This is a genomic window from Streptomyces kunmingensis, from assembly GCF_039533535.1.
GTDB classification, from domain to species: Bacteria; Actinomycetota; Actinomycetes; order Streptomycetales; family Streptomycetaceae; genus Streptomyces; species Streptomyces kunmingensis.
Genome location: NZ_BAAATS010000002.1, coordinates 252,373 through 272,287, shown reverse-complemented (window position 1 = coordinate 272,287; position 19,915 = coordinate 252,373). Strand labels below are relative to the sequence as shown.

At 70.2% G+C, this 19,915-nt stretch carries 17 protein-coding genes; 8 read left to right on the top strand and 9 right to left on the bottom strand.

The window, feature by feature from the left end; all coding sequences use genetic code 11:
- Nucleotides 1–83 precede the first annotated feature (83 nt).
- On the top strand, nt 84–1,286 hold the full coding sequence (locus ABD366_RS03335; protein WP_324776367.1) for an FAD-dependent oxidoreductase: 1,203 nt from the start codon (nt 84–86) through the stop codon (nt 1,284–1,286).
- A gap of 210 nt (nt 1,287–1,496) precedes the next feature.
- Entirely contained in the window at nt 1,497–2,303 is an 807-nt protein-coding gene (locus tag ABD366_RS03330) for an HAD family hydrolase (protein ID WP_324776369.1), read from the top strand.
- A 65-nt stretch (nt 2,304–2,368) separates the two neighbouring features.
- Here ABD366_RS03330 and ABD366_RS03325 read toward each other — a convergent pair whose 3' ends face one another.
- Nucleotides 2,369–4,375, bottom strand: a complete 2,007-nt coding sequence (locus ABD366_RS03325) for a CocE/NonD family hydrolase (RefSeq protein WP_324776371.1) — start codon at nt 4,373–4,375, stop codon at nt 2,369–2,371.
- Nucleotides 4,376–4,429: 54 nt separating this feature from the next.
- The gene (locus tag ABD366_RS03320; RefSeq protein WP_324776373.1) at nt 4,430–5,932 is read right to left on the bottom strand and encodes a peptide MFS transporter; all 1,503 of its coding nucleotides are present in this window, start codon (nt 5,930–5,932) and stop codon (nt 4,430–4,432) included.
- 248 nt (nt 5,933–6,180) lie between these two features.
- Here ABD366_RS03320 and ABD366_RS03315 point away from each other — a divergent pair, with 248 nt between their 5' ends.
- The 5 genes from ABD366_RS03315 to ABD366_RS03295 all read left to right on the top strand — a co-directional run bounded on the left by ABD366_RS03315 (nt 6,181) and on the right by ABD366_RS03295 (nt 11,350).
- Nucleotides 6,181–7,191 carry a polyprenyl synthetase family protein gene (locus ABD366_RS03315; RefSeq protein ID WP_324776375.1) on the top strand — a complete coding sequence of 337 codons (1,011 nt, stop codon included), beginning with the start codon at nt 6,181–6,183 and terminating at the stop codon, nt 7,189–7,191.
- A gap of 255 nt (nt 7,192–7,446) precedes the next feature.
- Nucleotides 7,447–8,010, top strand: a complete 564-nt coding sequence (locus ABD366_RS03310) for a CHRD domain-containing protein (protein WP_324776376.1) — start codon at nt 7,447–7,449, stop codon at nt 8,008–8,010.
- 255 nt (nt 8,011–8,265) lie between these two features.
- A complete protein-coding gene (locus tag ABD366_RS03305; protein ID WP_324776378.1) occupies nt 8,266–9,462 on the top strand; it encodes a LolA family protein in 1,197 nt (398 codons plus the stop codon).
- A gap of 78 nt (nt 9,463–9,540) precedes the next feature.
- On the top strand, nt 9,541–10,479 hold the full coding sequence (locus ABD366_RS03300) for an ABC transporter ATP-binding protein (RefSeq protein ID WP_324776380.1): 939 nt from the start codon (nt 9,541–9,543) through the stop codon (nt 10,477–10,479).
- Nucleotides 10,466–11,350: an ABC transporter permease gene (locus ABD366_RS03295; RefSeq protein WP_324776383.1), complete on the top strand. Its 885-nt coding sequence runs from the start codon at nt 10,466–10,468 to the stop codon at nt 11,348–11,350. The genes ABD366_RS03300 and ABD366_RS03295 overlap by 14 nt, the downstream gene beginning before the upstream one ends.
- A gap of 19 nt (nt 11,351–11,369) precedes the next feature.
- On the opposite strand, the gene ABD366_RS03290 is transcribed toward ABD366_RS03295, so the two are convergent.
- The 5 genes from ABD366_RS03290 to ABD366_RS03270 form a co-directional block, all read right to left on the bottom strand.
- A complete protein-coding gene (locus ABD366_RS03290; protein ID WP_324776385.1) occupies nt 11,370–11,954 on the bottom strand; it encodes a flavodoxin family protein in 585 nt (194 codons plus the stop codon).
- 149 nt (nt 11,955–12,103) lie between these two features.
- Nucleotides 12,104–13,063: a M28 family metallopeptidase gene (locus tag ABD366_RS03285; RefSeq protein ID WP_324776387.1), complete on the bottom strand. Its 960-nt coding sequence runs from the start codon at nt 13,061–13,063 to the stop codon at nt 12,104–12,106.
- A 639-nt stretch (nt 13,064–13,702) separates the two neighbouring features.
- A complete protein-coding gene (locus ABD366_RS03280) occupies nt 13,703–14,152 on the bottom strand; it encodes a VOC family protein (protein WP_324776389.1) in 450 nt (149 codons plus the stop codon).
- A gap of 30 nt (nt 14,153–14,182) precedes the next feature.
- The gene (gene rarD, locus ABD366_RS03275; RefSeq protein ID WP_324776391.1) at nt 14,183–15,199 is read right to left on the bottom strand and encodes an EamA family transporter RarD; all 1,017 of its coding nucleotides are present in this window, start codon (nt 15,197–15,199) and stop codon (nt 14,183–14,185) included.
- Between the two features lie 111 nt (nt 15,200–15,310).
- The gene (locus tag ABD366_RS03270; RefSeq protein ID WP_324776392.1) at nt 15,311–16,168 is read right to left on the bottom strand and encodes an SDR family oxidoreductase; all 858 of its coding nucleotides are present in this window, start codon (nt 16,166–16,168) and stop codon (nt 15,311–15,313) included.
- Between the two features lie 91 nt (nt 16,169–16,259).
- Between ABD366_RS03270 and ABD366_RS03265 the strand changes: the two genes are divergently transcribed.
- Entirely contained in the window at nt 16,260–16,670 is a 411-nt protein-coding gene (locus ABD366_RS03265; protein WP_324776394.1) for a winged helix-turn-helix transcriptional regulator, read from the top strand.
- A gap of 64 nt (nt 16,671–16,734) precedes the next feature.
- Here ABD366_RS03265 and ABD366_RS03260 read toward each other — a convergent pair whose 3' ends face one another.
- Nucleotides 16,735–17,823 carry a 2-oxoacid:ferredoxin oxidoreductase subunit beta gene (locus ABD366_RS03260; RefSeq protein ID WP_324776396.1) on the bottom strand — a complete coding sequence of 363 codons (1,089 nt, stop codon included), beginning with the start codon at nt 17,821–17,823 and terminating at the stop codon, nt 16,735–16,737.
- A complete protein-coding gene (locus tag ABD366_RS03255; protein ID WP_324776398.1) occupies nt 17,816–19,762 on the bottom strand; it encodes a 2-oxoacid:acceptor oxidoreductase subunit alpha in 1,947 nt (648 codons plus the stop codon). Before ABD366_RS03255 ends, ABD366_RS03260 begins: the two co-directional genes overlap by 8 nt.
- Nucleotides 19,763–19,915: the final 153 nt, after the last annotated feature.

Below are 19,915 nucleotides of genomic sequence, written 5' to 3'. Positions count from 1 at the left end.
ACCGGCCATCACCGGTTCACCGCCTGAACGGCGGGCGCCGGGCACGAGGGAACTGTCGCTGCGTCGTCCTGGGGAGGGACTTCGTGATCCATCCGGTAGCTGTCATCGGGGCGGGCCCGTACGGTCTGTCCACCGCCGCGCATCTGCGGGCACGGGGCATACCCGTCAGAGTCTTCGGCGAGCCCATGGTGAGCTGGCGCTCGCACATGCCCGCGGGCATGATCCTCAAATCCTTTCCGTCCGCGTCGAACATCGACGCGCCGCAGCGCGGCCACGACCTGGTCGACTACTGCGACGCGGCCGGCATCGAGCGGCTCGTCACCGACGAGGACCTGGTCCCGGCGGAGACGTTCGTCGCGTACGGGGACTGGTTCCAGCGCAAGCTGGTGCCCGATCTGGAGCGCGTCCATGTCGTCTCCGTGGACCGGCGCGGCCGGGAGGGCTTCGAGCTGAAGCTCGACTCCGGCGAGCAGTTCACCGCGCGTGCCGTGGTCGTCGCCACCGGCCTGTCCGGCCTGGAACACCTGCCGCGTGAACTCGCCGCGGCCGTGCCCGACGGGCCCACGCCGACGGGCCCGCTCTCGCACAGCGCCCAGCATCACGACCTGTCCCGGTTCGCCGGCAAGGAGCTGATCGTGATCGGGGCGGGCCAGTCCGCCCTGGAGACGGCGGCGCTCGCGGCGGAGGCCGGGGCGAGCGTGCAGGTGGTGGCCCGGGGGCGGGGCAAGGTGCGGTTCGGCGCGCCGCCGTGGGACCAGTCGAGGCTGCGCCCGCAGACACCGTTCGGACGGGCGTGGTCCCTGTACGCGCTCACCTACTATCCGCACCAGTACCGTCAACTGCCGCCCGCCACACGGCATTTCCTGATCCGAAGGGTGCTCGGTCCGCTCGGCGCGTGGTGGCTGCGGGATCGGTTCGAGGGGAAGGTGGCGGTGCGGGACGTCGCCGCCGTCGAGGGTGCGGTGGTGTCGGACGGCGCGCCCGTCCTCACCGTCCGCACGCACGGTGGCCGCCGCCAGGAGCTCTCCGCGGACCATGTGATCGCGGCTACGGGATACCGCGTGGACCTCGCGGCGATGCCGTTCCTCGGCGACGGGCTGCGCACGCGGATCGCCGCCAGCCGGGGGACCCCGCGCCTCGGCGCCGGGTACGTCTCGTCCGTCCCCGGGCTGTACTTCACGGGCATGCTCGGCGGGTCCTCGTACGGGCCGGTGATGCGCTTCGTGTGCGGCACGGAGTTCGCGTCGTCGCGGGTGGCCCGGCATCTGGCGGCCGCGCACGGGTAGGTCCGTACGCTCCCGGCCGGTGACCCGGGGCTCACCGCGGACAGGCGAGTGGAAGTGGAAGTGTCAGGGGGGAAGTGCCGTCACCCGTACGGCGGTTGACCGGCGCTTAACACGAACAGATGACACCGTCACGCCGTATCCTGGCGGAGCGCGCCAGGGCGGCCGGTACTCGACGGCTCGCGGGGGCGGTCAATCCGTATTCTTCGGATCATGCCCGCACCCGCATACTCCCTCATCGCCACAGACCTGGACGGAACGCTGCTGCGCGCCGACGACACGGTCTCCGACCGGACCCGGGCCGCCCTCGCGACAGCCCTCGGCACCGGTGCCCGGCACATCGTGGTGACAGGCCGGCCCGCGCCCCGGGTCAAGCCGCTCCTCGACGACCTGGGCGGGGGAGGGCTCGCGGTGTGCGCGCAGGGCGCGCAGCTGTACGACGCCGCCGGCGACCGGCTGTTGTGGTCGCTCACGCTCGACCGGGAGCTGGCCGAGCAGGCGCTCGGCAAGATCGAGGCGGAGATCGGCCAGGTCCACGCGGCCGTCGACCAGGACGGCGTCGACGGCCTCACCCTCATCGAGCCGCAGTACCTGATGCCGCACCCCACGCTCCCGGCCGTCCGTATCCACCGCCGCGCCGACCTGTGGAAGCGCCCCATCAGCAAGGTCCTGCTGCGCCACGACACCCTGAGCGACGACGAGTTGGCGACGGTGGCCCGCGCCGCGGTCGGCCCCCTCGCCTCCGTCACCATGTCCGGCCCCGGCACGGTCGAACTTCAGCCGCGTGGCGTGACGAAGGCGACGGGTCTGAGCCTGGCGGCCCGGCGCCTGGACGCGGGCCCCGACGACACCCTCGCGTTCGGGGACATGCCGAACGACGTCCCGATGTTCGGCTGGGCCGCGCACGGTGTGGCCATGGCCAACGCGCACCCCGAGCTGAAGGCGGTGGCGGACGAGGTGACCGGGTCGAACGAGGTGGACGGGGTCGCGGTCGTACTCGAGCGGCTGTACGGGGCCTGAGAGGAACCGCCGGCTCGCCGCCCGCGGGGTTCGCTGCCCCTCCGCCCGCGGACCCCGTTGCCCCGTCAGCCCGCCGTCCGCGGGATCCGTTCCTCCCACGTCCGGTGGAACACCACCTCGTCCCCGTCCCGGCACACCACCTCGCTCGACGTGACGAACTCCATCTCCGTGCAGGTGATTTCGGAGCGGGTCTGCACGCGCGCGTCCCAGCCCAGCTCCGGCCGGTGCAGCCGGATCGACCAGTCGGAGCGGGTGCGGGCGGTGAGCGGGTCGTCCTCCTGGATCACGTACGTCTCCACGGCGTCCTCGGTGAACTCCAGGCCGTCCGGGTAGACCCGCGTGCCGCCGTAGCGGGGGTCGACCTCGAGGCGCCATTCGCCCTTGGCCACGTCCCGGACGACGAGGCGCTCGGGGCGCGGCTCGTCCAGGGAGGCCGGGTAGACCACGCCGAGCGGCTCGGACTGCTCGGGTTCGCCGAAGGAGACGGCAGGCCCCAAGTCGCCGGTCCGCACGGGCAGTTCGAGCGTGCTGCCGACCGGGTTGAGGGTGAAACCGGACGCCGAGCCGGGCTGGGGCCAGATCCAGGGCCAGTACGTCGACGACACCGCGAGCCGGATGCGGTGCCCGGCGGGGAAGGAGTGCCCGATGCCGTTCAGCTGGAAGGTGACGTCCTCGGTCGTGCCGGGCAGCCAGGGCACGGACGCCGCCCGGCCGTGCCGCGAGCCGAGGTTGAGGACGCCGCGGGTGACCAGCGTGGAGGAGCCGTCCGGGGCGATGTCGCACAGGCGGGCCACGACCTGGCCGCGCGGCACCTGGGAGGTGAGGCGCAAGGTCACCTCGGGGCGTCCCAGGATCCGTACGTCCTGCGGCACCTCGAACTCGAAACAGGCCGACTTCGCGTCCTCGTCCCGCTGGTCGGGCGGCAGGTCCGCGTCGTTGCCGAACGGGAAGAAGCGGCCCGCGTCCAGGCCCGTCTGCTGCGGGGAGCGTACGAGGACGGGGCTGCCCTGGAGCGCGTAGGAGACGGGGGAGACGTTCGGGGAGGGCCAGGAGGGCTCGCTGACCCAGCGGCCCGGCAGCTCCTCGTACACGGTGGCCGGCGGGTGCGAGTCGCTGATCCAGGAGCGGAGTTTGGGCTCGGACATCACGTCGGTGCTGTCGTCGCCCTTGAGCCAGTGGTCCCACCAGCGCAGCGTCTCCTGGAGGAAGCCGATTGCCGGGCCGGGCGGCAGACCGCGGTCCGGGTACTGGTGCGACCACGGTCCGATGAGCCCGCGCACCTGCTCGTCGGGGAGCGCCTCGACGAGGCGGAGAACGGTGTCGCGGTACGGGTCGTGCCAGCCGCCCACCGCGAGGACCCCGGCCTTGATCGCGGAGTAGTCCTCGCAGACGCTGCCGTGGCGCCAGTAGTCGTCGCGGGTCTGGTGTCTCAGCCAGGTGTGGATGAACGGGTCGACGCTCTCCAGCCGCTCCACCCACATGTCGCGCCAGCTCTCGCCGACGAACCACGGGTCCGGCGGGCGCGACACGAAGGCGAGCATCGTCGCCGCCCACGCGTGCATGTCCACGGCGAGGACGGAACCTCCCATGTAGTGCACGTCGTTGTCATAGCGGTCGTCGGCGGAGCACACCGTGACGACCGCCTTCAGCGGCTCGGGTGCGAGGGCCGCGATCTGCAGGGAGTTGAAGCCGCCCCAGGAGATGCCGAACATGCCGACCTTGCCGCTGGACCAGGGCTGCGCGGCGAGCCAGTCGACGACCTCGACGCCGTCCGCGAGCTCCTGCGCGTCGTACTCGTCGCCGGGCAGCCCCTCGGAGTTGCCGTGCCCGCGTACGTCGACGCGGACGGAGGCGTAGCCGTGCCCCGCGTACCAGGGGTGGCGCTGCCAGTCGCGCGGCGCGGTCCAGTCGGAGAGGCGGTACGGGAGGTATTCGAGGAGGACCGGGACCGGTTCCTCGGTGACCGGGCGCCAGACGCGCGCGAAGAGCGTCGTCCCGTCGGAGAGGGGTACGCGGATGTCCTCGCGCGTGGTCCCGTACGGGAATGTCGTCCGGATCTTCGGAGTGCTCATGGGAAAACCTCGATGGCGTCGATGGCGTCAGTGGCGTCGGTTGCCTCGGTGGCCTCAGTGAACGGGGTGCATGGTGCGGCGCAGCCACGGCGCCAGGGCGATGACGGCGACTCCGACGGCGACGGCGACGGCGCCGTTGACGCCGAAGTACGCGGGGTTGGAGACCTCGCCGTAGAGCTTCACGGTCTGGGCCTGGATGCCGTTGGCGAGGGCGAGGGAGAGGAACCAGAGCGACATGGTCTGGCTGGCGAAGGCCTGCGGGGCGAGCTTCGTCGTCGCGGACATGCCCGACGTCTCGACGAGGATGTCGCCGAGGCCGAGCAGCAGGTAGGAGCCGACGATCCACCAGACGGCCATCTTGTACGTGTCACCGCTGTGGCCGGCCGTCGGCAGGACCATGAGCAGGAACGACAGGCCGCCCAGGATCACGCCGAAGGCGATCTTGTTGCCGGCGTGCGGCTGGCGCCGGCCCATCCGCGCCCATACGCCCGCCACGACGGGGGCCAGGGCGACCTCGAAGGCGCCGAGCGCGGAGGCGTACCAGCTCGCGGGGAAGTGGAAGCCGAAGAGGGTGGTCTCGGCGTTCGTCGCGGCCAGCAGCATCATCGTCGAGTAGGCCTGGAAGAGGATGAAGTTGAAGGCGACCGAGGCGATGAACAGCACCAGGTAGGGGCGGAGGCGCCCGCGCTCCTCGGGGGTGACGCGCGGGCTGCGGAACATCACCGTGAAGTAGACGACCGGCGCGATCACCGAGATGACCGTGAGGCAGTCGACGAACCGGTCCATGGTCAGCCAGCCGACAGCGGCAAGGAGCACGGCGAGCGCGGCCACCACGACGACACCCACGACGATCGTCCGTACCGCCCGGCGCAGCCCCTCGGGCGCCAGCGCGTACTCGGCGGAGTGCTTGCGCCCGGCCAGGTGACGCCGACCGGCGACGTACTGGATCAGGCCGAGGGTCATGCCGACGGCGGCCGCGGAGAAGCCCCAGTGCCAGCCCTTGTGGTCGCCGAGCCAGCCGGTGATCAGCGGGCCGGCGAACGCGCCGATGTTGATGCCCATGTAGTACAGCGCGAAGCCGGCGTCGCGGCGCCGGTCCTCGGTGCCGTAGAGCTTGCCGACCATGGAGGCCACGTTCGGCTTGAGCAGCCCGGTACCGGCGCTGATCAGGCCGAGGCCGACCCACGTCATCGTCGCGGTGGGCACGGCCATCGAGTAGTGGCCGCAGGCGATGAGGATGCCGCCCCACAGGACGGCGCGGTACGAGCCGAGGATCCGGTCGGCGAGCCAGCCGCCCGCGACGGAGACCAGATAGACCAGCGTGCCGTACGCGGCCGAGACCGACGCGGCGGTGCCGGGGTCCATGCCCATCCCGCCGTGTGCGACGGTGTCGGCGAAGAACAGCACGAGAATGGCCTGCATGCCGAGGAACGAGAAGCGTTCCCAGACCTCCAGGCCCGACAGCGTGAGCAGGCCGCGCGGCTGGCCGAAGAAGGCGGTGTCGTCGCCCGGCGGTGGCTCGGCCGCGGGGCCGGTGGGGACAGTGGTGCGGGACAAAGTGCGTACTCCCGGTCGTATGGGCTGATCAAGAACATACCGGGGGTGTCCGCAAGCCGCCCGGTCCGGGTTGTCCGGGCGGGCGCCCCCTGTGATCGAAACGCGACCGGATACGCTGACTTGAGTGATGGCAGCGACACATCGACAAACAGGGTCATCGACCGAATGATCGACCGGAACATCGACCGAATCATCGACCGAGTTCGCCATGTGAGCGTCGTGATCGTCAGCAGACAGGAGAACCTCTCGTGACCGTCGTCGGGACTTTCGGTCTTAGCGTGCGGGACCAGGCTCTCGAAGCCGATGTCCAGGCTGGATTGACGGCTGTCGAGGAGGGGCTGCTCGAAGCGACCAAGAGCGAGGTCCCCTTCATCACGGAGGCCGCCCAGCACTTGGTGCGGGCCGGCGGCAAACGCTTCAGGCCGCTGCTCGTGACGCTGGCCGCCCAGTTCGGCGACCCGTACGCGCCGGGCATCGTGCCCTCCGCCGTCGTCGTCGAGCTCACCCACCTCGCGACGCTCTACCACGACGACGTGATGGACGAGGCCGACGTGCGGCGCGGCGTGGAGAGCGCCAACCAGCGCTGGGGCAACTCCGTCGCGGTCCTGACCGGGGACTTCCTCTTCGCCCGGGCCTCGCACATCCTCGCCGACCTGGGCCCGGACGCCGTCCGTATCCAGGCCGAGGCGTTCGAGCGCCTGGTCACCGGCCAGATCCTGGAGACCGCGGGCCCGGCCGAGGGCCGCGACCCGGTCGACCACTACCTGGACGTGCTCAGCGGCAAGACGGGCTCCCTCATCGCTGTGGCCTGCCGCTTCGGCGCCATGATGTCCGGCGCCGACGAGACGGTCGTCGACGTCCTGACCCAGTACGGGGAGCGGCTCGGCGTCGCCTTCCAGCTCGCCGACGACGTGCTCGACATCGCCTCCGACTCGCACGAGTCCGGCAAGACCCCGGGCACCGACCTGCGCGAGGGCATCCCCACGCTGCCGGTCCTGCGCCTGCGCGAGCGCGCGCAGCTGCTCGGCCTGCCCGAGGACCAGGCGCTGGTCGAGCTCCTCGACTCGGACCTCGCGGACGACGCGCGGCTCGCCGAGGCGATCGCGCGGCTGCGCGCCCACCCGGCCCTGGAGCAGGCGCGCCGCGACACCGTGCGGTACGCACAGGAGGCGCGCGCGGCGCTGTCCCCGCTCCCGGAGTGCGAGGCGAAGGCGGCACTGGTGGAGCTCTGCGACGCGGTGGTGCACAGGGCGGGCTGACGCCCAGGGGGTGCCTATGACGCGGCTCACAAGATCGGATGAGCCCGGAATCGGGCCGCATCCGTCCAACCGTGCAGAGGCCGGCGCAGGGGCGCCGGCGCCGGCAGGGGAGCTCCGATCATGGGCACAGTCGGAACAGGCACGACGGGTGGCGACCCGAACGAAACCAGCCCGACCGTAACCACTCCAAGCGGAACCAGCACGAAGCGGCGGCGCCGCCGCGGCGGGGCACTCGTCCTCACAGGTGTCGCGGCCGTGGCCGCCGCCGGGGTCACCGCCGCGACGCTGCCCGCCACGGCCGACGCCGGCCTACGGGCGGGCGGTAACGGCACACTCCTCGCGACGAGCCTCGACGGAGCCAACGAGGTCCCGGTGGAGGGTGGCCCGGCGGTCGGCGACATGGACGGCGCGGCCCTGGAATTCGTACAGGTCGAGGGCGACCAGGTGTCGGTCGCCGTGAAGTGGTGCGACACCGGCAGGCCGACCATGCTCCACATCCACGAGGGCGTCAGGGGCGTCAACGGCGGCATCAAGGTCGATTTCAGTCCGCTGCTGAAGAAGGCGAAGCACCACACGCTCGTGGGGACCGTCACGGTCGAGGACGGCGCGCTGCTCGATCGCCTGACGTCCGATCCGGGTGCGTTCTACGCCAATCTGCACACGGCCGAGTTCCCGGGCGGGGCCGTCCGCGGCCAGTTGCACCAGGTCACCACACAGATCGACTTCCGTCACGCCCTGCGCAACTCATGGGTCGCGCCCGACCGCGGCGTCGTCACCGGTGAGCCCCACGGGGCGGACTACGTGTCCGTGCGGCGCTGACCTGACCTGGACGGCGTCACCCCTACGGGTCGGGGGAGGCGCCGTGCCTGCATGTCATCCCGTAGGTGTAGGCGGAGTTGATCCCGCGGTCTGACGCTTCGGTGTGGCCGGTTTGGTCAGATTGAGTACACCACTCCTGACCAATTCGGGTGAGAATGGCGGCTTGGGGTGGACGAGCATCAAGAGCATCCGACAAGCAGACGACGTGTGCACAGGACGGTAAGCCGCCGCCGAACACGGAGGTAGGGCAACAGCATGGCACCGTACGAATCCGAAGACAGCCAGGGCTCCGGCAGCCGCCGCAAGGTGGCCCGGTACGCGGTCCCCGTGGCCGTACTGGGGGTGGCCGCGGCGACGATCGGGCTCGTCCCGGCGCTCGCCGACTCGGGCGACCCGGATCTCCCGAAGATCACCGCCCAGGAACTCATCGAGAGGATCGCCAAGTCGGACACGGAGCAGCTGTCCGGCACCGTGAAGATCCACACGGATCTGGGCCTGCCGGCGCTGGGCGGTGCGGCCTCCGGTCTCACCGGCGGCGGCAAGGGCTCCTCGTCGGCGGACCCGCAGGAGAAGCTGACCGAACTCGCCACCGGTACGCACACGCTGAGGGTCGCCGCGGACGGCCAGGACCGGCAGAAGCTGTCGATCCTGGACGACGCGTCCGAGTACAGCGTGATCCACGACGGCGCGGACGTGTGGGCGTACGACAGCAAGTCGGACGAGGCGTACCACGCGAAGGACGCGCAGGTGTCCGGCGACCGTGCGCAGAAGCGTCCGGCGAAGATGCCGGCCACGCCGAAGGAGCTCACGGACGCGATCCTCAAGGCGTCCGGCTCCACTACCTCGTTCACGGTGGACGGCACGGCGCAGATCGCCGGCCGTGACGCGTACCGGCTGCAGATCAAGCCCAAGCAGTCCGGTTCGACGGTCGGCGCGATCACGGTCTCCGTGGACGCGGAGACCGGGACGCCCCTGAAGTTCACGCTGACCCCGGCGAGCGGCGGCGCGGCCGTCGTCGACGCGGGCTTCACCAAGGTCGACTTCGCCAGGCCGGCGGCGTCCACCTTCGACTTCAAGCCGTCGAAGGGCACCAAGGTCACCGAGGCCGACGAACTGGAGAAGCAGGGCGGGGACAGGGCCGCGCGGGCACCGAAGGGCGCCGCGGACCTGGAGGGGCTCAACGTGATCGGCAAGGGCTGGACCTCGGTCGCCGAGCTGAAGCTGCCCGGTGACTCCGATGTGGCGGGCCTCGCCTCCGGCTCCGCGTCGAGCGGCATGCCGGCCGACGCGCAGCAGTTCCTGAACTCCCTGGGCTCCAAGGTGACGGGCAAGTTCGGCTCCGGCACCGTCTACTCGACGCGCCTGGTGAACGTCCTGATCACCGAGGACGGGAAGGTGTACGCGGGGGCGGTCACCCAGGACGCGCTGGTGAAGGCGGCCGACGCGGGCTGACGCTCGGACAGGCTCTGAGGGCGAGGGGCGGTGCGCACCGCCCCTCGCCGTTCGTGATCGCGTGGAGAGGGAGGGGCATTGGCGCCGGCCATCGAGACCCGGGAGCTCACCAAGCGCTACCGCGGCGGCCAGTTGGCCGTCGACCGGCTGAGCCTGACGGTCCCGGAAGGCGCCGTCTTCGGCTTCCTCGGGCCGAACGGTTCGGGCAAGACCACCACCATCCGCATGCTGATGGGCCTGATCACACCGACCGCGGGCACCGCCCAGGTTCTGGGCCGGCCGATGCCCCGCGCCACCCGGACGGTCCTGCCGCACGTGGGCGCGCTCATCGAGGGCCCGGCCCTGTACGGCTTCCTGAACGGCCGCGACAATCTGCTGCGCTACGACTCGGCGGACCCGACCGCGGACCCCCGCACCCGCAAGATGCGGGTCGCGCAGGCCCTGGACCGGGTGGGTCTGACGGCCGCGGCGGCCAAGAAGTCGAAGGCGTACTCGCTGGGCATGAAACAGCGCCTCGGCCTGGCCGCGGCCCTGCTCCAGCCGCGCCGCCTCCTGGTCCTGGACGAGCCGACGAACGGCCTGGACCCCCAGGGCATGCGCGAGATAAGAACGCTCGTCCGCGAACTGGCGTCGGACGGCACCACCGTCTTCCTCTCCTCCCACCTCCTCGACGAGATCGAGCAGGTCTGCACGCATGCGGCGGTGATGGCCCAGGGCCGCCTGATCACACAGGGCCCGGTGGCCGACCTGGCGGCGACCACCAGGGGAAGACTGACGGTCACCACCCCGGACACGGCGGACGCGGCCCGCGTACTGAAGGAACACGGAGTCACGCTCACGGAGACGACCGACACGCATCTGAAGGCCGAACCACCGCCCCCCGAAACCGACTTGGCGGACCTGAACAAGGCACTGGTCACCGCGGGCGTACGGGTCCGCGGCTTCGGCGTGGAACGGGCGTCCCTGGAGGACGCGTTCGTCGCCCTGACCGGAGAGGGCTTCGATGTCGCAGGCTGAAACGGTGAGCACCCCCGCACGGATCAGCCCGCTACGGACACTGGGCCTGCTACGCAGCGAACTGACGACGACTTTCCGCCGCTGGCGCACACTCGCGCTGCTGGCGGTCCTCGCCGGCGTCCCGATCCTGATCGGTGTAGCGGTCAAGATCGAGACGAGCGACGGCCAGTCGTTCGGCGGAGGCGGCCCCGAGGGCGGCGGCCCGGCGTTCATCGCGCAGATCACGAACAACGGACTGTTCCTGGTCTTCACGGCCCTGGCGGCCGCACTCCCGGTCTTCCTCCCGATGGTGGTCGGCGTCGTCGCGGGCGACGCGGTGGCGGGCGAGGCGAGCGCGGGAACGCTGCGCTACCTCCTCGTGTCCCCGGCGGGCCGCACCCGCCTCCTGCTCACCAAGTACGCGACGACGATGGTGTTCTGCCTGGTGGCGACGCTGGTCGTAGCCGCATCGGCGCTGATCACAGGGGCGATCCTCTTCCCGCTGGGCGACGTGGTCACGATCTCCGGCACCCGCATCAGCTTCACCGAGGGCCTGGGAAGGGCGCTCCTCATAGCCTTGACGGTGGCCGTGTCCCTGACCGGCATGGCAGCCATAGGCCTGTTCATCTCCACGCTGACGAACAGCGGAATAGCGGCGATGGCCACCACTGTGGGTCTACTGATCACGGTCCAGATCCTCGACCAGATCCCCCAGCTGGACGCGCTCCAGCCGTACTTCTTCTCCCACCACTGGCTGTCCTTCGCCGACCTGCTGCGCGACCCGGTCTACTGGGAGGACCTCACGAAGAACCTGCAACTCCAGGCGCTCTACGCGGCGGTGTTCGGCTCGGCGGCCTGGGCCCGCTTCACGGCGAAGGACATCACGGCGTAGCCCGTACGGCTCGTAACCCCTACGGCTCGTAGGGGAACGAGGCGAGCGGAGCCTCCTGCGAGAAGAACGTCTTGGCCCGCACGAGAGCCGCCTCGTCCTTGCGTACGTCGCCGGGCTTGCTGCCGTTGCCGAGGAGGACACCGCCGAAGCGCATGCCCATGTACGCGGCCGAGTTGCGCAGGGTGCCGACCAGCGGATCGGCGACGACCTCCTCCTCGTGCGCGAGCGCGGTCACGCCCCACAGGGCGCGCCCGGCGAGGGTGGCCTTGAAGTCGACGCCGGGGGTGCGCAGCCAGCCGGACCAGTAGTCGAGGTAGCGCTTGGTGGAGGCGGAGACCGAGTACCAGTACAGGGGCGAGGCGATGACGATGTCGGTGGCGGCGAGGGTGGCGTCGAGGAGCAGCGCGACGTCATCGCCCTCGGGCCGCACATGGTCACTGTCGTGCCGCAGATCCTCGAAGTCGGGAAGCGGATGTGCGGCCAGATCGATCCAGCGCTGCCCGACGTCCGGGGGCAGTTGCTCGGCGGCGGCGCGGGCGAGGATCTCGGTGTTGCCGTCGCTCCGGCTGCTGCCGAGGACGAACAGAAAATTACGCGAGGACATAACTTTCCCCCATTTCGCAGATCGCACTTGGCGGCACAGCGCTCACGCGGGCAGGGCCGGGAGCACTTACTTGCGTATGCAGTATATGCACACGCAAGTAAGTAGCAAGGGGGCCCGGCCCTGCGGGCAACGCAAACGGGGGAGGGGTGTTACTCGGAAAGCTCCCACACGGCGTGGGCGATGGCGTCGCTGCTGCGGTCGAGGGCGGTGGTGTCGATGTTCGTGGCGGTGTCGCAGGAGGAGTGGTAGCAGGCGTCGAACGGCTTGCCTGCCGTGCCGCCCCACTTCTGGGCCTGGGCGGCGGTCTTGCGGTAGTCGGCGCCGCTGAAGAGGCCGCCGACCGGGATCCCGGCGCTCTTGAAGGGGGCGTGGTCGGAGCGGCCGTCGCCCTCGGTCTCGATCTCGGTGGGAACGCCCAGACCGGCGTAGTAGTCCTTGAAGACCTTCTCCAGGGCGGGATCGTCGTCGTACACGAAGTAGCCGGGGTTGGGTGAGCCGACCATGTCGAAGTTCAGATAGCCGGAGATCCGGGACCGGTTGGCGACGCTCAGCGAGTTGACGTAGTTCCGGGAGCCCACCATGCCGAGTTCCTCGGCGCCCCACCAGGCGAAGCGCAGGTGTTTGGTGGGCTTGAACTGGGCGCGGGAGACGGCGAGCGCGGTCTCCAGGATCGCGGCGGACCCGGAGCCGTTGTCATTGATGCCGGGTCCTGTGGTGACGCTGTCGAGGTGGGCGCCGGCCATGAGGACCTGGTCGGTGTCGCCGCCGGGCCAGTCGGCGACGAGGTTGTAGCCGGTGCGGCCGCCGGACGTGAACTGCTTGACGGAGGTGGTGAACCCGGCGGCGTCCAGCTTCCCCTTCACGTAGTCCAGGGAGGCCTTGTAGCCCGGGCGGCCGTGGGCGCGGTTGCCGCCGTTGGCTGTGGCGATGGACTGGAACTGGTTGAGGTGGGCCTTGACCGAGGTGACGGGTATGTCGGGGGCGGCGGCTGCCGTGACGGGTGTGGCGCCGGCGGTGACGGGTGTGGCGCCGGCGGTTATCAGGGCGGCGGCGGTGAACAGTGCGGCGGTCGCCAGCCGCGGGCGTATGGGGCTGGGGTGCAGGGGCATGTGGGGGCTCCTGGTTCCTCGGCGAGTGCGGGGATTTGGGTGGCCCGATGGTCCTGGGGGGCTGACACACCGTCAAGAGCGTTTTCCGGTCAGCGGTGTCCGTATTCCGGGCGGATCGGGGCTGAGGTCGTACGACGACGGGCCCTCGGGGCGGGGGCGTGGCCGGAACCGTTAGGCGGGGCGGGTTCTGGCGGGGCCGCGCGGGTTGTCTGGGGCGGGGTGCGTGTTGGCGGGCCGGGTTGGCGTGGGGGCCGGTGGAGAGGACGCGCCGGGCGCTGGGGTGCCGCCTTGCCCACCCTGCCGCCCCAGGCGGCAGGTTGCCCAAGGCGGGGCGGGGTTCAGCGGTGGCGGCAGGTTGCCCAAGGCGGGGCGGGGTTCAGCGGTGGCGGCAGGTTGCCCAAGGCGGGGCGGGGGCGGCTTGGGAAGCGAAGCGAATCCGGTGGCCAGTCGGGTACGAGACGTACGGGTGGGGACGGGTTGGTGTGCCCCCGCAGGACACCGCGGGAACCCAGTCCCGGCCCACCCGCCAACGGCGGACAACGGGGGTGGAGACCGAACCGGCCGAGGAGGTACACCAACCCGGCCCCACCCAACCCACGACACCCACCCACACCCACACCCACCCACCCACCTACGCACTCACTGCAGGCAGAACTCGTTCCCCTCAGGATCAGCCATCAGCAGCCACTGCCCCCCTGGCGTCTGCACGAACCGCGTCACACTCGCCCCCAGCCCGACCAGCCGCTCGGCCTCGGCGTCCCGCCGCTCACCCCCGGCGTGGATGTCGATGTGCAGCCGGTTCTTGCCACCCTTCGGCTCAGGCACGCGCTGGAACAGAATCCGCCGCCCCAGCCCGGCCCCGGTCTGCTCATCAACGGCATCATCGGGATGCCGAACAGCAACAAGATCCGAGAAGGCCCGCCGCCCCCACCGCTCGACGGTCTCGTCGACGCTCACGGCCCCGAACCCCAGCAACCGCTCGATCAACGCGGAGTTGTCCTCGATCTCGTAGCCCAGGGCAGCAGCCCAGAACTCAACCTGAGCATGCGGATCAGCAGCGTCGACGACAAGCTTCCATTCGAAGGTCATGCCCCAGTTATAGAGCGCAACTAGGTCAGATCAAGGCCTACTGGTACCCGTACCAGCAGCCCGGGCCCCGTCGACAGCCACAGCGTCGTCCAACACCCCAGCCGCAGCGATCTCGGCCCGGGCAAGAGCAACCCGCCCGGCCCGAGCGGAGCGCAACGCGTCCCACGTCAACAACGCCAACGCCAGCCACACCAACGCGAACCCGGCCCACCGCTCGGGCGGCATCGCCTCGTGGAAGTAGACGATCCCGAGCAGGAACTGGAAGACGGGCGCGAGGTATTGCAGCAGCCCGAGGGTAGACAGCGGCACCCGGATGGCGGCGGCCCCGAAGCACACGAGCGGCACGGCGGTGACGAGCCCGGTGGAGGCGAGCAGCACGGCGTGCCCGGCTCCCTCGCCGGCGAAGGTGGACCGTCCTTGGGAGCTGAGCCACAGCAGATAGCCGAGCGCGGGCAGGAACTGGACGGCGGTCTCGGCGGCGAGCGATTCGAGGCCGCTGAGGTTGACCTTCTTCTTCACGAGCCCGTACGTGCCGAAGGAGAAGGCGAGGACGAGTGAGATCCAGGGCGGCTGCCCGTATCCGATGGCGAGTACGAGGACGGCGAGGAGCCCGACCCCGACGGCGATCCACTGCGCGAGCCGCAGCCGTTCCTTGAGGAGCAGTACACCCAGAGCGATGGAGACCAGGGGGTTGATGAAGTATCCGAGGGAGGCCTCGACGACGTGCCCGGAGTTCACGGACCAGATGTAGACGCCCCAGTTGACGGTGATGACGGCGGCGCCGAGGGCGACGAGCGCGAGCCGCTTGGGCTGCCGCAACAGATCTTTGGCCCAGCCCCATTTTCGTACGAAGAGCATCGCGACGCCGACGAAGGCGAGCGACCACACCATGCGGTGGGCGAGGATCTCCACCGACCCGGCGGGCTTGAGCAGCGGCCAGAAGAGGGGTACGAGGCCCCACATTCCGTATGCCGCGAAACCGTTGAGGAGCCCTGTGCGCCCCTCGTTCGCATGCCCGGACTCTCCTGCCGCCCCGCCGTCCTGCACGGACCCTCCTCATGACACCTGGCAGCCCCGCGGCGGCCACCAAGCAAGGTAGCGCCGCGGGACGGTACGTGTCATGCCCGTATCGCCATACGGTCCTGACGGGAAGCCCGGCTACTTCAGGGCGTCGGCGATGGCGTCGGAGACGGGCGTGGTGGGCCGCCCGATGAGCCGCGAGAGGTCGCCGTTCCGCCGGGCGAGCAGCCCCTGCGAGATGGCGGTGTCGACGCCGACGAGGATGTCGGCGAAGGGGGCGGGGAGCCCGGCGCCGAGCAGGATCTCGCGGTTCTCCTCGGGGGTCACGTTCCGGTGGACGATGTCCTTGCCGGACTGCTTGGCGACCTCGGCGGCGTACTCCGCGAGCGACCAGGCGACGTCGCCGCTGAGCTCGTAGGCGGTGTTCTCGTGGCCCGTGCCGGTCAAAACGGCGACGGCGGCGGCGGCGTAGTCGGCGCGGGAGGCGGAGGCGACGCGGCCGTCACCGGCGGAGGCGAGGACGGCGCCGTGCTCCAGGACGGGGGCGAGGTTCTGGGTGTAGTTCTCGTGGTACCAGCCGTTGCGCAGGAAGGTGTAGGTCAGGCCGGAGTCGAGGATGGCCTGCTCGGTGACCTTGTGCTCGTCGGCGAGGGCGAAGTCGGCGTCCGGGCCGCCGAGCACGCCGGTGTACGCGAGGGAGGCCACGCCGGCGGCCTTGGCGGCGTCGATGACGGCTTGGTGCTGGGCGACGCGCTGGCCGACCTCGCTGCCGGAGATCAGCAGGACCTTGTCGCCGGAGCGGAAGGCGCCGGTCAGCGTTTCGGGGGTGCTGTAGTCGGCGATGCGCAGTTCGACGCCGCGGGCGGCGAGGGGGGCGGCCTTCTCCTTGTCGCGTACGACGGCGGCGATCTCGCCGGCCGGGACGCCGGCGTCGAGCAGCCCTTCGACGACGAGACGGCCGAGGTGCCCGGTGGCTCCGGTGATGACGAGGCTCATGACGGAATTCTCCTTGAGTGGGTGGTTCTCTCCTCACCGTAAGGGCGACACTGTGCTTTCGAAAGTACCCACTTCAAAGTAAGGTACTGGCATGGAAGTAAGTAAGGTCAGCAAGGTGCGGGAGTGGACCGCGGCCGGAGGGGACGCCGGACTCTGCCCGCAGCGCCTGGTCCTGGAGCACGTCACGAGCCGCTGGGGCGTCCTGGTGCTGCTGGCTCTGGCGGAGCGCTCGTTCCGGTTCAGCGAGCTGCGCCGGGAGATCGGCGGGGTCAGCGAGAAGATGCTGACGCAGACGCTGCAGACCCTGGAGCGGGACGGGATGGTGCACCGCGACGCGAAGCCGGTGATCCCGCCGCGGGTCGACTACTCGCTGACGGAGCTGGGCCGGGAGGCGGCGGCGCAGGTGGGAGCCCTTGCGGACTGGACGGACCGCCGGATGACGCGGGTGACCGAGGCGCGACGCCGCTACGACGAAGAACGAGGGCCCGGGAAGCCGGCGTAGCCAACAGAAGGGCCCGAGGGCAACACAGCCCCCAGGCCCTACCCCGACACAACGTGTTCCGAGGTCAGCCGACAACGGTCCAGGTATCGCCCCCGGCAAGCAGCGCGGCGAGATCGCCCTTGCCGCGCTCCTCGATGGCGGTGTCGAGCTGGTCGGCCATCAGGGTGTCGTAGACGGGTCGCTCGACGTTGCGCAGGACGCCGATCGGGGTGTGGTGCAAGGTGTCAGGATCGGCGAGCCGGGACAGAGCAAAAGCGGTGGTCGGGGACGCGGCGTGGGCATCGTGCACCAGAATCTGCGACCGGTTGTCCTCTGTGACGGGTACGACCTTCAGGTCCCCGGTGGCGGGGTCGCGGACGACGCCCTTGGACTGCTCGGCCCCGAACGTGATGGGCTGCCCGTGTTCGAGCCGGATGACGGCTTCCTCGGCCTGCTGCTTGTCCTTCAGCACTTCGAAGGCGCCGTCGTTGAAGATGTTGCAGTTCTGGTAGATCTCGACGAGGGCGGTGCCGGGGTGCTGGGCGGCCTGGCGCAGGACCTCGGTGAGGTGTTTGCGGTCGGAGTCGACGGTCCGCGCGACGAACGAGGCCTCGGCGCCGATGGCCAGCGAGACGGGGTTGAACGGCGCGTCCAGGGAGCCCATCGGGGTGGACTTGGTGACCTTGCCGACCTCGGAGGTGGGGGAGTACTGCCCCTTGGTGAGCCCGTAGATCCGGTTGTTGAACAGCAGGATCTTGAGGTTCACATTGCGCCGCAGCGCGTGGATGAGGTGATTGCCGCCGATCGACAGCGCGTCACCATCGCCGGTGACCACCCACACGGACAGGTCCCGGCGGGAGGAGGCGAGGCCGGTGGCGATGGCGGGGGCGCGGCCGTGGATGGAGTGCATCCCGTAGGTGTTCATGTAGTACGGGAAGCGGGAGGAGCAGCCGATGCCGGAGACGAAGACGATGTTCTCCTTGGCCAGGCCGAGTTCGGGCATGAAGCCCTGGACGGCGGCCAGGATCGCGTAGTCACCGCAGCCGGGGCACCAGCGCACTTCCTGATCGGACTTGAAGTCCTTCATGGACTGCTTGGCCTCGGCCTTGGGGACCAGTGACAGAAGCGTCTCCGTGCCGCCCCCGGTCCCTTCCGTAGTGGTCGTCTCAGCCATCGATGGCCTCCTTCAGAGCCGTGGCGAGCTGCTCGGCCTTGAACGGCATTCCGTTGACCTGGTTGTAACTGTGGGCGTCCACCAGGTACTTGGCCCGGATGAGGGTGGCGAGCTGGCCGAGGTTCATCTCGGGGATCACCACCTTGTCGTAACGCCCCAGGACCTCGCCGAGATTCCGGGGGAAGGGGTTGAGGTGGCGCAGATGGGCCTGGGCGATGGCCTCGCCGGCGCCGCGCAGCCGCCGCACCGCCGCGGTGATCGGCCCGTAGGTGGAGCCCCAGCCCAGCACCAGCGTGGTGGCCTCACCGGTGGGGTCGTCGACGTCGAGGTCGGCCACCCGGATCCCGTCGATCTTGGCCTGGCGGGTGCGGACCATGAAGTCGTGGTTGGCCGGATCGTAGGAGATGTTCCCGGTGCCGTCCTGCTTCTCGATCCCGCCGATCCGGTGTTCAAGGCCCGGCGTGCCCGGCACCGCCCAGGGGCGGGCCAGGGTCTGCGGATCACGCTTGTAGGGCCAGAACACCTCGCTGCCGTCGTCCAGCGTGTGGTTCGGCCCCGTCGCGAACTGGGTGCGCAGATCGGGCAGTTCATCGACCTCGGGGATCCGCCACGGCTCGGAGCCGTTGGCGAGATAGCCGTCGGAGAGCAGCAGGACCGGGGTGCGGTAGGTGACCGCGATCCGGGCCGCCTCCAGCGCCGCGTCGAAACAGTCCGCCGGCGTCCTGGGTGCCACGATCGGCACCGGCGCCTCCCCGTTGCGCCCGTACATCGCCTGCAACAGATCGGCCTGCTCGGTCTTGGTCGGCAGCCCCGTCGAGGGCCCGCCGCGCTGGATGTCCACCACCAGCAGCGGCAACTCCAGCGAGACGGCAAGCCCGATCGTCTCGGACTTGAGCGCCACCCCCGGCCCGGAGGTGGTGGTCACCGCCAGCGACCCGCCGAACGCCGCGCCCAGAGCGGCCCCGATCCCGGCGATCTCGTCCTCGGCCTGGAAGGTGCGCACACCGAAGTTCTTGTGCCGGGACAGCTCGTGCAGGATGTCGGAGGCCGGAGTGATCGGATACGAGCCCAGATACAGCGGCAGGTCCGCCTGCCGGGCGGCGGCGATCAGCCCGTAGGACAGCGCCAGGTTCCCCGAGATGTTGCGGTAGGTGCCGGTCGGGAACGCGGTCGTGGCCGGCGCGATCTCGTAGGAGACGGCGAAGTCCTCGGTCGTCTCGCCGAAGTTCCAGCCCGCGTGGAACGCCGCCAGGTTGGCCTTCATGATCTCGGGCTTCTTGGCGAACTTCTGCTTCAGGAAGCGTTCGGTGCCCTCGGTCGGCCGGTGGTACATCCAGGACAACAGCCCCAGCGCGAACATGTTCTTGGAGCGCTCGGCCTCCTTGCGGGAGAGCGCGAACTCTTTCAGCGCCTCGACCGTCAGCGTGGTCAGCGGCACCGGATGCACGGCGAAACCGTCCAGCGAGCCGTCCTCCAGCGGCGAGACGGCATAGCCGACCTTGGCCATCGCCCGCTTGCTGAACTCGTCGGTGTTCACGATGATCTCGGCGCCGCGCGGCATATCGGCCAGGTTCGCCTTCAAAGCTGCCGGGTTCATCGCGACCAGCACGTTCGGCGCGTCCCCGGGGGTCAGGATGTCGTGATCGGCGAAGTGCAGCTGGAACGAGGACACCCCCGGCAGCGTCCCCGCGGGCGCCCGGATCTCCGCCGGGAAGTTCGGCAGCGTCGACAGATCATTACCGAACGACGCCGTCTCCGAGGTGAACCGGTCCCCCGTCAGCTGCATCCCGTCACCGGAGTCACCCGCGAACCGGATGATCACCCGGTCCAGACGCCGGACATCCTTGCCTGATTCACCCGCGGCTGTGCGCTGTTCCCCGACCACTGCACTGTCGGTCCCGTCGGCCTGCTCGGCTGCGCTACTGACCTGGCTGGTCACTGAACTGGACCTCCCTCGAGGCGGCTGTGCGGGCAGGCCCGTCCCACTGGCCTTCCCCAGGCCCACCCTACGTCTGAGAGGGGGGCCTTCCCTTGGACGTTCGTGTAATGGACCTGGATTTGAGACGGCGTGTCGTCCCTGTTCGCCATGATC

Excerpts from the sequence above, each read along its gene's own strand:
- ABD366_RS03330 (WP_324776369.1), top strand. The coding sequence starts at position 1,497 with ATGCCCGCACCCGCATACTCCCTCATCGCCACAGACCTGGACGGAACG.
- ABD366_RS03325 (WP_324776371.1), bottom strand. The coding sequence starts at position 4,375 with ATGAGCACTCCGAAGATCCGGACGACATTCCCGTACGGGACCACGCGC.
- ABD366_RS03305 (WP_324776378.1), top strand. The coding sequence starts at position 8,266 with ATGGCACCGTACGAATCCGAAGACAGCCAGGGCTCCGGCAGCCGCCGC.
- ABD366_RS03295 (WP_324776383.1), top strand. The coding sequence starts at position 10,466 with ATGTCGCAGGCTGAAACGGTGAGCACCCCCGCACGGATCAGCCCGCTA.
- ABD366_RS03290 (WP_324776385.1), bottom strand. The coding sequence starts at position 11,954 with ATGTCCTCGCGTAATTTTCTGTTCGTCCTCGGCAGCAGCCGGAGCGAC.
- ABD366_RS03285 (WP_324776387.1), bottom strand. The coding sequence starts at position 13,063 with ATGCCCCTGCACCCCAGCCCCATACGCCCGCGGCTGGCGACCGCCGCA.
- ABD366_RS03280 (WP_324776389.1), bottom strand. The coding sequence starts at position 14,152 with ATGACCTTCGAATGGAAGCTTGTCGTCGACGCTGCTGATCCGCATGCT.
- ABD366_RS03270 (WP_324776392.1), bottom strand. The coding sequence starts at position 16,168 with ATGAGCCTCGTCATCACCGGAGCCACCGGGCACCTCGGCCGTCTCGTC.
- ABD366_RS03265 (WP_324776394.1), top strand. The coding sequence starts at position 16,260 with ATGGAAGTAAGTAAGGTCAGCAAGGTGCGGGAGTGGACCGCGGCCGGA.
- ABD366_RS03260 (WP_324776396.1), bottom strand. The coding sequence starts at position 17,823 with ATGGCTGAGACGACCACTACGGAAGGGACCGGGGGCGGCACGGAGACG.